14 protein-coding genes and 2 tRNA genes are annotated in these 13,246 nt (G+C 67.7%); 8 read left to right on the top strand and 8 right to left on the bottom strand.

All coding sequences use genetic code 11. From position 1 onward, the window contains the following. The first annotated feature begins 14 nt into the window (after window positions 1-14). From FHY50_RS05225 to FHY50_RS05235, 3 genes are read left to right on the top strand one after another with little or no spacing between them, the layout of a single operon-like run. Window positions 15-554: a shikimate kinase gene (locus FHY50_RS05225; protein ID WP_140047466.1), complete on the top strand. Its 540-nt coding sequence runs from the start codon at window positions 15-17 to the stop codon at window positions 552-554. A gap of 10 nt (window positions 555-564) precedes the next feature. Next, a complete protein-coding gene (gene aroB / locus FHY50_RS05230) occupies window positions 565-1,671 on the top strand; it encodes a 3-dehydroquinate synthase (RefSeq protein ID WP_140047467.1) in 1,107 nt (368 codons plus the stop codon). Continuing rightward, window positions 1,671-1,844 (top strand): DUF2256 domain-containing protein, encoded by a 174-nt coding sequence (locus FHY50_RS05235; protein WP_140047468.1) that lies wholly within the window; start codon window positions 1,671-1,673, stop codon window positions 1,842-1,844. The genes aroB and FHY50_RS05235 overlap by 1 nt, the downstream gene beginning before the upstream one ends. A gap of 64 nt (window positions 1,845-1,908) precedes the next feature. Here FHY50_RS05235 and FHY50_RS05240 read toward each other — a convergent pair whose 3' ends face one another. The 6 genes from FHY50_RS05240 to FHY50_RS05265 all read right to left on the bottom strand — a co-directional run bounded on the left by FHY50_RS05240 (window position 1,909) and on the right by FHY50_RS05265 (window position 6,730). Next, window positions 1,909-2,220, bottom strand: a complete 312-nt coding sequence (locus FHY50_RS05240) for a DUF423 domain-containing protein (RefSeq protein WP_180345136.1) — start codon at window positions 2,218-2,220, stop codon at window positions 1,909-1,911. A gap of 35 nt (window positions 2,221-2,255) precedes the next feature. Next, the gene (locus FHY50_RS05245) at window positions 2,256-4,019 is read right to left on the bottom strand and encodes a cation:proton antiporter domain-containing protein (protein ID WP_243846732.1); all 1,764 of its coding nucleotides are present in this window, start codon (window positions 4,017-4,019) and stop codon (window positions 2,256-2,258) included. 14 nt (window positions 4,020-4,033) lie between these two features. Next, window positions 4,034-4,474 carry an iron-sulfur cluster assembly scaffold protein gene (locus tag FHY50_RS05250; protein ID WP_140231049.1) on the bottom strand — a complete coding sequence of 147 codons (441 nt, stop codon included), beginning with the start codon at window positions 4,472-4,474 and terminating at the stop codon, window positions 4,034-4,036. Between the two features lie 75 nt (window positions 4,475-4,549). Further along, window positions 4,550-5,086, bottom strand: coding sequence for a CvpA family protein (locus FHY50_RS05255; RefSeq protein ID WP_140047471.1), 537 nt, complete (start codon window positions 5,084-5,086; stop codon window positions 4,550-4,552). Between the two features lie 11 nt (window positions 5,087-5,097). Beyond that, window positions 5,098-6,471: a DNA repair protein RadA gene (gene radA, locus FHY50_RS05260; RefSeq protein WP_140047472.1), complete on the bottom strand. Its 1,374-nt coding sequence runs from the start codon at window positions 6,469-6,471 to the stop codon at window positions 5,098-5,100. Between the two features lie 40 nt (window positions 6,472-6,511). After that, the gene (locus FHY50_RS05265; protein WP_140047473.1) at window positions 6,512-6,730 is read right to left on the bottom strand and encodes a hypervirulence associated TUDOR domain-containing protein; all 219 of its coding nucleotides are present in this window, start codon (window positions 6,728-6,730) and stop codon (window positions 6,512-6,514) included. A 93-nt stretch (window positions 6,731-6,823) separates the two neighbouring features. Between FHY50_RS05265 and FHY50_RS05270 the strand changes: the two genes are divergently transcribed. From FHY50_RS05270 to FHY50_RS05285, 4 genes are all read left to right on the top strand, one after another. After that, entirely contained in the window at window positions 6,824-7,975 is a 1,152-nt protein-coding gene (locus FHY50_RS05270; protein WP_140047474.1) for a glycosyltransferase family 4 protein, read from the top strand. 30 nt (window positions 7,976-8,005) lie between these two features. Continuing rightward, entirely contained in the window at window positions 8,006-9,322 is a 1,317-nt protein-coding gene (locus FHY50_RS05275) for a replication-associated recombination protein A (RefSeq protein ID WP_140047475.1), read from the top strand. Window positions 9,323-9,461: 139 nt separating this feature from the next. After that, window positions 9,462-10,181, top strand: coding sequence for a hypothetical protein (locus tag FHY50_RS05280; protein WP_420030873.1), 720 nt, complete (start codon window positions 9,462-9,464; stop codon window positions 10,179-10,181). A 19-nt stretch (window positions 10,182-10,200) separates the two neighbouring features. Next, window positions 10,201-10,276: transfer RNA gene (locus FHY50_RS05285), tRNA-Thr, on the top strand. A 66-nt stretch (window positions 10,277-10,342) separates the two neighbouring features. Here the strand turns inward: FHY50_RS05285 and FHY50_RS05290 are convergent. Continuing rightward, a tRNA-Arg gene (locus FHY50_RS05290) sits at window positions 10,343-10,419 on the bottom strand. 82 nt (window positions 10,420-10,501) lie between these two features. On the opposite strand from FHY50_RS05290, the gene FHY50_RS05295 reads away from it, so the two are divergent. Beyond that, entirely contained in the window at window positions 10,502-11,008 is a 507-nt protein-coding gene (locus tag FHY50_RS05295; RefSeq protein ID WP_140047477.1) for a hypothetical protein, read from the top strand. A 2-nt stretch (window positions 11,009-11,010) separates the two neighbouring features. Here the strand turns inward: FHY50_RS05295 and FHY50_RS05300 are convergent, their stop codons facing one another. After that, on the bottom strand, window positions 11,011-13,242 hold the full coding sequence (locus tag FHY50_RS05300) for a fused MFS/spermidine synthase (RefSeq protein ID WP_140047478.1): 2,232 nt from the start codon (window positions 13,240-13,242) through the stop codon (window positions 11,011-11,013). Window positions 13,243-13,246: the final 4 nt, after the last annotated feature.

Raw genomic sequence — 13,246 nt, forward strand, 5'->3', positions numbered from 1 at the left:
TAGCCCCGTTTCCGATGCTGCAAACGCCCCATCCCATTCCCCGTTGGACCGGACGGCCGATCGTCCTGGTGGGACTGATGGGCGCGGGAAAATCGACGGTGGGACGCCGCCTCGCGCTGCGGCTCAAGCTTCCCTTTGTCGATGCCGACAGCGAAATCGAGGAAGCCGCGGGGATGAGCATTCCCGATATCTTCGACCGGTTCGGCGAGCCCTATTTTCGCGACGGCGAGCGCCGGGTGATCGCGCGGCTGATCGACGGCAGCGCCAAGGTGATCGCCACCGGCGGCGGCGCGTTCCTCAACGAGGAAACCCGTGGGCTGATTCTAGACGAGTCGATCGCGATCTGGCTCGACGCCGATCCCGCGGTGCTCGCAGAACGGGTCAAGCGCCGCGACACCCGGCCGCTGCTGCGCGGGCGCGATCCGCTGACGGTGCTCAGCGAACTCGCTCAACAGCGCAATCCAGTCTATGCGCTGGCGCCGATCCGCGTCACCAGCCATGACGCGCCGCACGACCTGACGGTCAACGCGATATTGGAGGCGATCGGCCAATGACGGTGGGCAGATGACGACGATTCCCGTGGCACTGGGGACCCGCAGCTACGACGTGCGGATCGAGCAAGGCCTGCTCGCTCGCGCGGGCGAGGTCCTGGCGCCGCTCGCCGGGGGACGGCGAATGGTAATCGTCACCGACCGCAATGTGCTCGGTCATGCCGAGACGCTCGAGGCATCGCTGACCGCCGCCGGCGTCGACCACGCGCGCATCGCGCTGTCGCCGGGCGAAGCGACCAAGAGCTGGGACACCCTCGCCTTCGTCACCGACCGGCTGCTCGAACTGGGCGTCGAACGTTCCGACCATGTCATCGCGCTGGGCGGCGGCGTCATCGGCGACCTGACCGGATTCGCCTGCGCGATCCTCAAGCGTGGCTGCCGATTCGTGCAGATTCCTACCAGCCTGCTTGCTCAGGTCGATTCGTCGGTCGGCGGCAAGACCGCGATCAACAGCCAGATGGGCAAGAACCTGGTCGGTGCATTCCATCAGCCGTCACTGGTGCTGGTGGATCCGAGCGTGCTCGACACGCTGCCCCAGCGCGAGGTCGCGGCGGGCTATGCCGAAGTCGTCAAATACGGCCTGATCGACGACCCGGAGTTCTTTAAGTGGTGCGAAGCGCATGCCGAGCGGCTGCTCGCCGGCGACCCAGCCGCACGCGCGCATGCCATCGCGCACTCGGTCGCCGCCAAGGCGCGGATCGTGGCGGAAGACGAGGAGGAGCGCAGCGGCAGGCGCGCGCTGCTCAACCTGGGCCACACTTTCGGCCATGCGCTCGAGGCCGAGACCGGCTTTTCGCAGGCGTTGCTCCACGGCGAGGCGGTCGCCGCGGGCATGGCGCTCGCGTACCGCTATTCCGCCGATCGCGGGCTGTGCCCGGGTGAGGACGCGAAGCGCGTCGCCGCCCATCTGCGCTCGGTCGGATTGCCCGATGGGCTTGCGGCGGCGGGCGTTGCCGCTACCGGCGCGACGCTGGTCGGGCACATGCTGCATGACAAGAAGATGGAGGGCGGGACGCTGCCGTTCCTGCTGACGCAGGGCATCGGGCGCAGCTATCTCGACCGCGACGTCGATCTGGCCGACGTCGCCGCGTTTCTCGATCGCCAGTACGCCGCCGCCTGATGCCGCAAGGCGTCGCCAAGCGCGATCTGCCCACCAAGACCTGCCCGGTGTGCAAGCGTCCGTTCGCGTGGCGCAAGAAATGGGCGCGCGACTGGGAAGCGGTGGTTTACTGTTCGGAGCGATGCCGGCGCGGCGGGAAGTGCCACCCCGCATCGTCGGTTCGCGCCGACTAGGCACCAGGCAGCGACGTCGGGGGTTTATAGCAGGCTCGGAACGATCCCCCTTTGCGGCCTCCCGTCAGTCAGGACGGACCTGCAAGCGGATGGCGCTCCATCCCAGCCATAACCATCCGGCAATCAGCAGCAGTCCGCCGATCGGCGTCACCGCGCCGAGCCACCGCGGCAAGCCCAGCGCCATCAGATAGAGCGTGCCCGCGAAACCCAGCCCGCCGGCCAGGAACAGCGCCGACGGCACCCTGCTGTCGATCAGCCACAGCACCGCGAGGGCAGCGACGGCATGCACCATCTGATACTGCGCACCGGTCCGCAGCCATTCGGCCGCCTGCCCGCTCGCCCCATGCGCACCAAAGGCACCCGCGGCCACCGCCATCGCACCCGACAGCGCCGCCGCCAGCACGACCGCCTTCACGCCTCCGCCTGCCGCGCTTCGCGAGCAATGCGCTCTTGGGTGAACATGTCCTCGCGCCCGGCATAGAGATCGCCGGCCTCGGTCTGGATGCCCAGCCTTTTCGAATCCATGCGCCGATAATCGCTCTCGGTCCGGTCGATCTCGCTATCATCGACGCCGACACAGACCATCGCCTGGCGCGCCATCTCGATCGCGGATTCATAGACTTCGCGGACGATACCGTCGACGGGAGCGTTCTTGAGCTTGAGCACGCTGCGGCGGTCATAGGCGCGCAGGAAGATGCCGGCATCGGGGAAAGCCGCGCGCACGCTGTCGAGCAGTTCGCGGTCAAGCTGGTCGCCATCGAGGCAGAACAGGATCAGCTCGGCATCGGCCGCACCCGCCTGGCGCAGCATGTCCAACCGGGTACCGTCGCCATAATAGACCTTCATGCCGAAATCACCGGCAACCTCGATCGTTTCAGGATCGGTGTCGATCAGCGTCACCGAAATGCCCTGTCCGATCAGCAACTGCCCAACGGTCTGGCCGAACCGGCCATAGCCGACCACCAGCGCGCTGGCGCCGTCGTGCCGCGGACCTTCCAGCCCCTCGCCCGCCCCGCCCGCGGCCGGCTCGGCGCGCAGGCCCTTGGTCAGCATCATCAGGAACGGCGTCGTCGCCATCGACAGTGTGATGATCGCCCCGAACACGCTAGCCGCGGCAGGCGCAATCAGGAAGGCACTCTGCGCCTGCGCGAACAGGACAAATCCGAATTCGCCGCCCTGGCTGAGCAGCAGCCCAAGCGCGAATGCCTGCCGCCACGGCATTCGGAACGCGAGCGCCAGCAGGAAGATCACCCCTGCTTTGGCGACGATCAGCGCCGCCGCCATGCCTATCACGAAGCCCGGCCGCTCGGCGATCGCATTGAGATCGAGCATCATCCCGACGGCGAGGAAGAACAGCCCGAGCAGGATCGATCGGAACGGCTCGACATCGGCCTCCAGCTCGTGACGATACGGGCTGTCGGCGAGCATCACGCCGGCGATGAACGCGCCGAGCGCGGTCGAAAGCCCGAGCGATTCCATCAGCGCGGCGCTGGCGATGACGGTGAACAAGCCCGCGAACACGAACATCTCGCGCTCGCCGAGATTGCCAATCAGGCGGAATAGCGGGCGCAGCACGAATCGCCCGGCCAGGATCAGCCCGGCGATCGCCAGCACCGTGTAGATTCCGAGCAGCCAGCCCGGCGGCCCCGCCGCGTCGGCCGGATTGCGCGACAAGGCGGCGATGATCGTGATCAGGGGAACAATCGACAGGTCCTGGAACAGCAGGATCGAGAAGGCGCGCTCGCCGAACGGAGTCTTCAGCCGCCCGCCCGATTGCAGCAATGGCAGCACCTGCGCGGTCGACGACAATGCCAGCGGCAGGCCGAGCGCCAGCGCGGCGGCGATCGAAAACCCTGCGCCACCCCAGATGATGGCGGTGACGGCCAACCCGCACAGCACCACCTGCAACAGTCCGAAGCCGAAAATATCCTGCCGCATCCGCCACAACCGCGACGGGCTGAGTTCGAGACCGACGAGGAACAGCAGCAACGTGATGCCGAGTTCGGCGATGCCCATCTTCGATTCGGCACCTCCGACCAGCCCAAGCATCTGCGGTCCGACAACGGCGCCTGCGACCAGATAACCCAGCGTCGCACCGAGGCCGAGCTTTCGAAACACCAGGACCGAGATCAGCGCGGCACCGAACAGCGGAGCGAACTCGCTCACCACCGACATGCCGTGCGCTTCCATCAGCGCGGAACCGGCTGCGTCGCGGCCGCCTGCGCGGCAGCTTCGGCGACGGCTTCGAACGCCAGCCGGATCGACGCATGGCGCGCGCTGTGCGGCAGCGCCGGCACGAAGATGTCCAGTCCGGGCCAGTCGGGGGTCGCTTCGGCCCCGGCGAGCCACTCCGCAAGCGAATCACGGGCAGCGCCCAATTCGGCTGCCGTCTTGCCCACCGCGTGCGACGCCATCAGCGACGCGGATGCCTGACCCAGCGCACACGCCCGGACCAGCAGCCCGATCCGTTCGATCCGGCCGTCCTGGTCGGTATCGACATCGACCGTCACCCGACTGCCGCAGATCGGCGAGCGTTTCTCGACGCTGGCCATCGGCGCCTCCAGCCGCTGCTGATGCGGGATGGTGGCCGCGAGGCGCAGGATGCGGGTGTTGTAGAGCGGAGCGTTCACCCCCCGCATGTAGGCGAGCGCCTCAACAAGTGCGAGGGGGATTGCCGGGTCCGCTGCGCGTGCCCGAGGGTCGTTCTACTCGTCGGCCTGCTCGCGCTCGAACAGCGGTTCGCCGCGCCGCCGCTTGTCGACGAAGTCGGCGACCTCGGCGCTCGTCGCGTTGAGCAGCGGATAGGTGCGCGACTGTGTCATCCAGTCGGGGCGCTGGAGCGGCCCACCGCTCAGCGTGTCGAGCACCAATACCAGCAGCAGAAAGGCCAGGCTGACCAGGATCACCCCCTTGAGCAGGCCGAAGCCGAACCCCAGCGCGCGGTCGATCGGGCCGAGTATGGAACTGCGCGTGCGGCTGCCGACCATGTTGGCGACCAGCCGTCCGGCAAAATAGGTCACCCCGGCAATGATCGCGAAGGCCAGCGTGGCCGCGCCCGCGGCGGTGCCGACGCTGCCGAGAAACATCGCGGTCAGCGGCGTGTGGAACAGGCGTACGGCGAACACGACGAACACCCACGCCATCAGCGACAGCACTTCGGTGACGAACCCGCGCAGAAACCCGAGCACGGCGGCACCGCCGACGATCAGCAGCACGAGGATGTCGAGGCCGGTCAGGTCCATGCAGCGCGCCGCTACCCGCGCCCGAGCATATGGTCAACGAATTGCGCGAGCGTGCGAAAGCCGGACAAGGTCATCGCCTTGCCATCGGCCGCTTGCGCCGACGGGGCGAGCGCGCGGGTAAAGCCCAGCTTGCCCGCCTCGCGCATGCGCAGCGCGCCGTGCGCGACCGGGCGGACCTCGCCCGACAGCGCGATCTCGCCGAATGCCACAGCGTCGGCCGCGACCGCGCGCTCCGACAAGGCCGAGACCAAAGCCGCCGCGACCGCTAGATCGGCGGCCGGGTCCTGAACGCGATAGCCGCCGGCGATGTTGAGATAGACCTCGCATGTCGAAAAGCTGAGGCCACAGCGCGCCTCGAGCACCGCCAGGATCATCGCCAGCCGCCCCGAATCCCAGCCGACCACCGCACGGCGCGGCGTCGCGCCCGACGCCAGCCGGACCACCAGCGCCTGTACCTCCACCAAGACCGGACGGGTGCCTTCGAGCGCGGGGAATACGACGGTGCCGGTGACGCCCTCGTCGCGCTGCGTCAGGAACAGCGACGACGGATTGGCGACTTCGCTCAACCCCTGCGTCTCCATCGCGAACACGCCGATCTCGTCAGTGCCGCCGAAGCGGTTCTTGATCGCGCGAAGGATGCGATACTGATGGCTGCGCTCGCCTTCGAACGCCAGCACGGTATCGACCATATGCTCCAGCACGCGCGGCCCGGCGATCGACCCGTCCTTGGTGACGTGGCCGACGAGCACCACCGCCGTGCCGCGCTCCTTCGCAAAGCGAATGAGCTCGCCCGCCGACGCGCGCACTTGGCTGACGGTGCCGGGGGCGCCCTCGATCAGGTCGCTGTGCATCGTCTGGATCGAATCGATCACCAGCAGCGCGGGCGGCGGCCCCGACCCGAGCGTGGTCAGGATATCGCGCACCGACGTCGCCGCCGCGAGCAGCACCGGAGCCTCGCCGAGCCCCAGCCGCCGCGCGCGCAGCCGCACCTGGTCGGCCGCCTCCTCACCCGACACATAGGCGACCGAAAGTCCGCGCAGCGCGATCTTCGCCGCTGCCTGGAGCAGCAGGGTCGACTTGCCGATTCCCGGATCGCCGCCGATCAACGTCGCCGACCCTTCGACGAAGCCCCCGCCCAGCGCGCGGTCGAACTCGGCAATGCCGCTGGGCATGCGCTCGGGCAGCGCGATGTCGGTATCGAGCTTCGACATCAGGATGGTGCGCCCGCCCGATTGCAGGTGGTGCTTCGCCTGGAAGGGCGTCACCGCCGCACCGGCATCCTCGACCAGACTGTTCCATTCGCCACAATCGCCGCATTGCCCCGCCCACTGGCTGGTTGAGGAACCGCATTGCTGGCAGACATATCGTTTGCGGGGCTTGGCCATGACGCGGCCTATCCCACCGGGAACGAAAAGGGAATATGCTTCAACCGGCGGAGAGTTCCGAACCGCGTTTGAGCGCGCGATCGCCGTCTTCCTGTTCGACCAGATAGGCGGGATTGTCCTTGGTACCGTTCTTGACGATCTTCGACCCCTTGATCGTCCGCTGGACGCGACGGTCGAAGCGTTCGGCCACCTTGCCCTTGGCAGTGCCGCTGCCCCACGACCATTTCACCGCCTGACCCTTGCGAAAAGCGTTCGACATCAACTACCTCCTCTGGCTCCGGCGCGGGAGCGCGCGACGCGGCAAATCGTTCCGATGGCCAAAGCCCGCGCGCCCCGCTAAGCGGCTTGCCCCATGAAGGCCTCCGACCTCCGCATCGCGATGTTCAGCGGAAACTATAACTATGTCCGCGACGGTGCGAACCAGGCGCTCAACCTGCTGGCGCGCCATCTGCTCGACCGGGGCGTAACACTGCGCATCTATTCGCCGACGGTGGACGAGCCCGCGTTCGAGCCGACCGGCGACCTGGTCGATGTACCTGCATTCGGATTGCCGGGCGGACGCGGCGAATATCGGCTTGGATTGGGCTTGCCGGGCAAGGTCAGGGACGACTTGGCCGCGTTTCGCCCCAATATCGTGCATTGCTCGGTGCCCGACGTGACCGGTCACCGAGCAGTGAGCTGGGCGCGCGACCACGGCATCGCGTCGGTGGCATCGCTGCACACCCGCTTCGAAACCTATCCGCGCTATTACGGCATCGGCTTCCTCGAGCCGCTCGCGGTCGCCCTGTCGAAGCGGTTCTACAACCGCTTCGATCATGTCGTCGTGCCGGGCGAAGGAATGCGCGACCTGCTGCACGAATGGGGGGTGACGACGCCGATCGACATCTGGTCGCGCGGGGTGAACCACGACCGGTTCAATCCGGGCATGCGCAACCTGGCGTGGCGGCGCTCGCTGGGCATCGGCGACGACGAGGTCGCAATCAGCTTCCTCGGGCGACTGGTGCTGGAAAAGGGCCTCGACATCTTTGCCGAGGTGGTCGCCGAATTGCAGCGGCGCGGCGTCCGCCACCGCGTGCTGGTGATCGGCGACGGCCCTGCGCGCGATTGGTTCGCGCAGCAGGTCCCCGAAGCGGTGTTTGCCGGGTTCCAGTCGGGCGACGATCTTGGCCGGGCGGTCGCGTCGATGGACATCTTCTTCAATCCGTCGATCACCGAGACGTTCGGCAATGTCACCCTGGAAGCGATGGCGGCGGGCGTGCCGGTGGTCGCCGCGCGCGCAACCGGCGCGGTCGGGCTGGTCGCTGACGGGACGACCGGCCGCCTGGTGGGGCCGCGCGACGTGGCCGCCTATGCCGACGCGATCCAGGCCTATTGCGAGGACGACGAACTGCGCAGGAAAGCCGGGGCAGCGGGGCATGCTGCGGCGCAGGCCTATCAGTGGGACCGGATCAACCAGGTCGTGCTCGACACCTATTGCGACGTGCTGGAGCGCCGCGCGCGCTGACATCGCAGCGCAAGTGCTTATGTTGCGCCCATGCCCGACCTTCTTGCCGGTCTCGAACCGACCTCTCCCGATCCTGCGCCGACCGGCCCGCTCGCCGATCGGCTGCGCCCGGCTGCTTTGGACGAGGTCGTCGGACAGGAGCATCTGACCGGTCCCGACGGCGCGATCGGGCGGATGGTGGCGGCGGGCAAGCTGTCGTCGATCATCCTGTGGGGACCGCCCGGCACCGGCAAGACGACGATCGCGCGATTGCTGGCGGACGCGGTCGGGCTGCGCTTCGCCCAGATATCGGCGGTGTTCTCGGGCGTCGCCGACCTCAAGCGGGTGTTCGCCGAAGCGCACGACCATGCCCGGATCGGGCAGAAGACGCTGATGTTCGTCGACGAGATCCACCGCTTCAATCGCGCGCAGCAGGACGGGTTCCTGCCGTTCGTTGAAGACGGCACGGTCACGCTGGTCGGCGCGACCACCGAGAACCCGTCGTTCGAACTCAATGCCGCACTGCTCAGCCGCGCGCAGGTGCTGATCCTCCACCGGCTCGATGCGGCGGCGCTCGGCACCCTGCTCGATCGTGCCGAGGCGATCGAGGAGCGTGCGCTTGCGCTGACGCCGGAGGCACGCGCCGCGCTTGTCGCCAGTGCCGACGGAGACGGACGCTTCCTGCTCAACCAGGCCGAGACCCTGTTCTCGATCGCGCTCGATGAACTGCTCGATCCCCAAGCGCTGTCGGAGCTGCTCCAGCGCCGCGTGGCGGTGTACGACAAGGATCGCGAAGGGCATTACAACCTGATCTCCGCGCTCCACAAATCGCTGCGCGGATCAGACCCGCAGGCCGCGCTCTATTATCTCGCGCGGATGCTGACCGCGGGCGAGGAACCGCTCTATGTGCTGAGGCGGATCGTCCGCTTCGCCAGCGAGGATATCGGGCTGGCCGACCCCAACGCGCTCGTCCAGTGCCTGGCCGCCAAGGATGCGTACGAGTTCCTAGGATCGCCCGAGGGCGAACTGGCGATCGCGCAGGCATGCCTCTATTGCGCGACCGCGCCCAAGTCGAACGCCGCCTATAGCGCGCAGAAGGCGGCCTGGAAATCGGCGAAGACCACCGGTTCGCTGATGCCGCCGCAGAATATCCTCAACGCGCCGACCAGGCTGATGAAGGATATCGGCTATGGCAAGGGCTATGCCTATGACCACGACACGGCCGAGGGCTATTCCGGCGGCGACTATTGGCCCGCGGAGATGACGCCCGAAACCTTCTACACCCCCACCGACCGCGGCATGGAGAGGCGCATTGCCGAGCGTATGGCATGGTGGGCGCAGTTGAAGGAACGCGGCGATCGTTCCTGATCATTTCCGGCACTTCGCCGCGATCGACTGGTCAGGGGCCAAGGGCGAGCGACATCGCGGGATTGCCGTCGCGATCTGCACCGGCGGTAGCGCCCCGCCCCAGCTCGTCGAGCCCGACCGACGCTGGTCGCGGGCCGAAGTGGCGGCATGGCTGACGTCGGACATGCCTTCCGACACGCTGGTTGGCCTCGATCTTGGCCAGTCGCTGCCGTTCGTCGATCGCGGTGCCTTTTTCCCCGGTTGGGAACGCAGCCCGCCCGACGCGCGCGCGCTGTGGCGGCTGGTGGATGCGCTATGCGCGCGCGATCCGCATCTGGCCGCGTGCAGCTTCGTCGATCATGCCGATGCGGCCGAGCATTTCCGCCGCCATGGTGGACGCAAGGGCCGATGGTTCGAGGGCCGCGGCCGGTTGCGCGCGACCGAGCAGGCGCAGCGGCTCCAGGGGCTCAATCCATATAGCAACCTCAATCTGGTCGGGGCGGCACAGGTCGGCAAGTCGAGCCTGACGGGGATGCGCGTGCTGCACCGGATCGGGGCGGAGCTGCCGATATGGCCGATCGACCCGGCGCCGCGATCGGGTTCGTGCGTAGTGGAAATCTATACCAGCATCGCCGCGATCGCCGCCGGGCGCACCAAGGGCCGGACCAAAATCCGCGATGGCGCCGCGCTCGACTCCGCGCTGGCGGCGCTCGGCAGCGAGCCGTTCGGCCATGACGGCCCGATCGACGATCATCGCAGCGATGCGCTGCTCACCGCGGCGTGGCTGCGCGCCCATGCCCGCCGCGCAGAGCTGTGGAATCCGCCCACGCTGACCCCCGACATCGCCCGCACCGAAGGCTGGACCTTCGGCGTCACCTGACGCATGGAAGCGCAGACATGCCGGGTTAGCTCAGCTGGTAGAGCAACTGATTTGTAATCAGTAGGTCGTCGGTTCGAGTCCGACACCCGGCACCAGCCCAGAACCGCTCTCATCCGTAATACAAAAACCCCGGCAAGCCATTGGCCTACCGGGGTTTTCGTTGGTGCGCCCGGAGCGATTCGAACGCCCGGCCCCCAGATTCGTAGTCTGGTGCTCTATCCAGCTGAGCTACGGGCGCAACGGAAGTGGGTCCATAGAAGCGTGTTTCCACAAGCGCAAGCCCGTTGCGCTTGGTTTCGCCGCGCCATAGACGCTGCGCGATGAACCGCCGCGCTTCGCACGTACTCGCATCCGCCTTCGGGCTATTAGCGCTGGTGCCCGGCTGCGCGCCGACGCGCACCGATTTCCCCTCCTTGATGCCGCGCGCGATCGAGGAGCGCAGCGATGCGATCGCAGTGGTGCCCCCCGCGCCGGTTGCGCCCGACCCGGCACTCGACCGGCAGATTTCCGGATATCGCGAGGAACTGGCGCAATCCGACCGCTCCTTCGATGCGGTCGCGGCGCGAGCCGAGCGGCTTGCCTCGGCGGCAGGTGCGCCGGGCAGCGAAAGCTGGATCGCCGCGCAAGTCGTGCTGGCCGAGCTCGATACGCTGCGCGCTCCGGTAGTCGGCATCGTCTCATCGCTTGAGGCGCTCGCGATCGACCGCGGCGTGGAGGGCAAGCCACCCTACCCCGCGCTCGATGCGGCAATCGCCGATGCCCGGACGCGCGACGCTGCCCAGGCGGCGCGGGCGGCCGCGATCGAGACGCGGCTCGGTCCGGCCTGAATTCAGGGAAGATCGGGGTCGAGGCTGCGCAGCACCGGCAGGATCGTCGCATAATCGTCGGTCCACGGCGCGAATTCGCGATAGCTGGGCAGCGGCCGCCATTGGTCGTTCTGGATCATCAGCACCGCCAGCGACGCCGGATCCTGGGTAAGTGCGATCCAGTCGGACATGGTCGCGTCGCCGGTGGCGTCGGGTTCAGGTACATAGCTGAGCATCGCCCCCCACCATTTGCCCGACCGCGCGGTCGCCGAAACGATCGGCTCGAGCGACAGAAACCGGTTCGAGATGTGAACCAGCAGCACACCTTCGGGCGAAAGCACGCGGGAATAGGTGGCAAAAGCCTCCTCCGTCATCAGGTGCATCGGCACGGCATCGGACGAGAAGGCATCGAGCGCGAGCAGGTCGAGGCTATCGGGCGCCGCTTCCTCCAGCCGCAGCCGCGCATCGCCGATGACGATCGGCACGTTCGGCGCGCAATTGCGCAGGAAGCTGAATTTGCCCGAATCGCGCGCGATCTCGACCATGACCGGATCGATTTCATAGAAGCGCCACCGTTGATCCGGCTGCTTGTAGCAAGCCAGCGTGCCGGTCCCGAGCCCGACCACGCCGACCCGTGCTCCGGGGCCGAACAGCGGGCCGAGCGCCAGCATCGCCTGCCCCACGCCCGATCCAGGGACGTAATAGGTCGTCGGCTGCCGCTCGCGCTCGGCGCTGCCGACCAGTTGCGTGCCATGCAGCGTGGTGCCGTGCGCCAGGGTGCGCTCGGAGGGATAGTCGGTGATCGTATAGACGCCGAAATAGCTGCGCGTGCGCGAATCGCCGTCGATGCTGACAGCCAGCGCGCGATATCCGCCGAAGATGAAGAGCGCGCCGGTCAGCGCGATCACAAACGGGACGCGCGCGCCGATCGCGGCGAGACCGAGCACGCCAACGCCGAGGAACGCGAGATTTTCGGCCTTCGGACCCAGGATTTCGCCCGGATTGGCGATGCCCAGCCACGCCAGCGCCGCCACGGCCGCGGTGAACGCCGCGACACGCCACGCCATGCCTGACTGCCACAGCTGCGCGACGGCCGGCAGCAGGAACGCCTGCGGCACCAATGCCCCGCCGGCAAGGATCAGCAATGGATATTCATAGGTCCAGTCGAACACCACCGGTGCGATCAATCCGGCGAACACGCCCCCCAATGCTCCGCCAAGCGACATTGCGAGGTAGAAGCCGGTCAACCGGTCGGGCGCAGGCCGCAGATCGTACATCCGCGTGTGGAGCGCCACGGCGACCATGAACAGCAGGACGAGCGCGACGCCCGCGTTGAGGAACGGGTTCTCGTGCGTGCACGAAATCACCAGCCCGCCAAACAGCAGGATCGTGATCGGCGCGACCTTGGTCAGCAGGTCGGCGATCGTACGCCCGCCGGCGAAGGCGATCGAGAAACTCAGCAGGTACAGCCCCAGCGGAAGCACCCAGAGCAAGGGCACCGCGACGATGTCGGTGGTGAGGAAGGTCGAGGTCGCGAGCATCAGCCCGGACGGCACGAACGCCAGCGCGATCCACAGAAGCACGCGCGTTGCCGTCGGCGTCTCGCTGACCCGCGCGGCTACCTCTGCCGCAGCACCCTTGGGAAGCAGCAATGCGCAGGCGGCGACCAGCAGGAAAAGCGCGCCGTAGCCGATGCTCCACAGCACGCTTTGCCCGTCGAGCGCCAGCGCCGGTTCGACGATCAGCGGATAGGCGATCAGCCCACCGAAACTGCCGAGGTTCGATGCGGCGTACAGCGCGTAGGGATCGCGCCCTCCCGATGCGGCATTGTACCATCGCTGGAGCAGCGGCGCCTGCGCTGAGACCGCGAGGAACAGCGGCCCGATCGACGCGGCGAGCAGCCACGGCACCCAGAGCGCGGGCTCCCCCCCCGGCGGCATGCGGAAATCGCCGAGCCCGATCGGCAGCCACAGGGCGGCAATTGCGAGCAGCCCGAGATGGATCGCCGCCTGGGTGCGGATGCCGATGCGCCCCAGCCAGTGGGCATAAGCATAGCCGCCGAGCAGCAGCGCCTGATAGACCAGCATCGCCGAATTCCATACCGCCGGCGCGCCGCCGATGCGGGGCAGCGCCATGCGCGCGATCATCGGCTGTACCAGGAACAGCAGGAACGATCCGGTGAGGATCGCGACGACGAACAGCGCACCGCCCCAGCGAGTCGCGCCGCGCTGCGCGGGTTCGGTGACGGCGTCCATGCTG

The sequence above is a fragment of the Sphingomonas japonica genome, assembly GCF_006346325.1.
In the GTDB taxonomy this organism is placed as follows: Bacteria; Pseudomonadota; Alphaproteobacteria; order Sphingomonadales; family Sphingomonadaceae; genus Sphingomonas; species Sphingomonas japonica.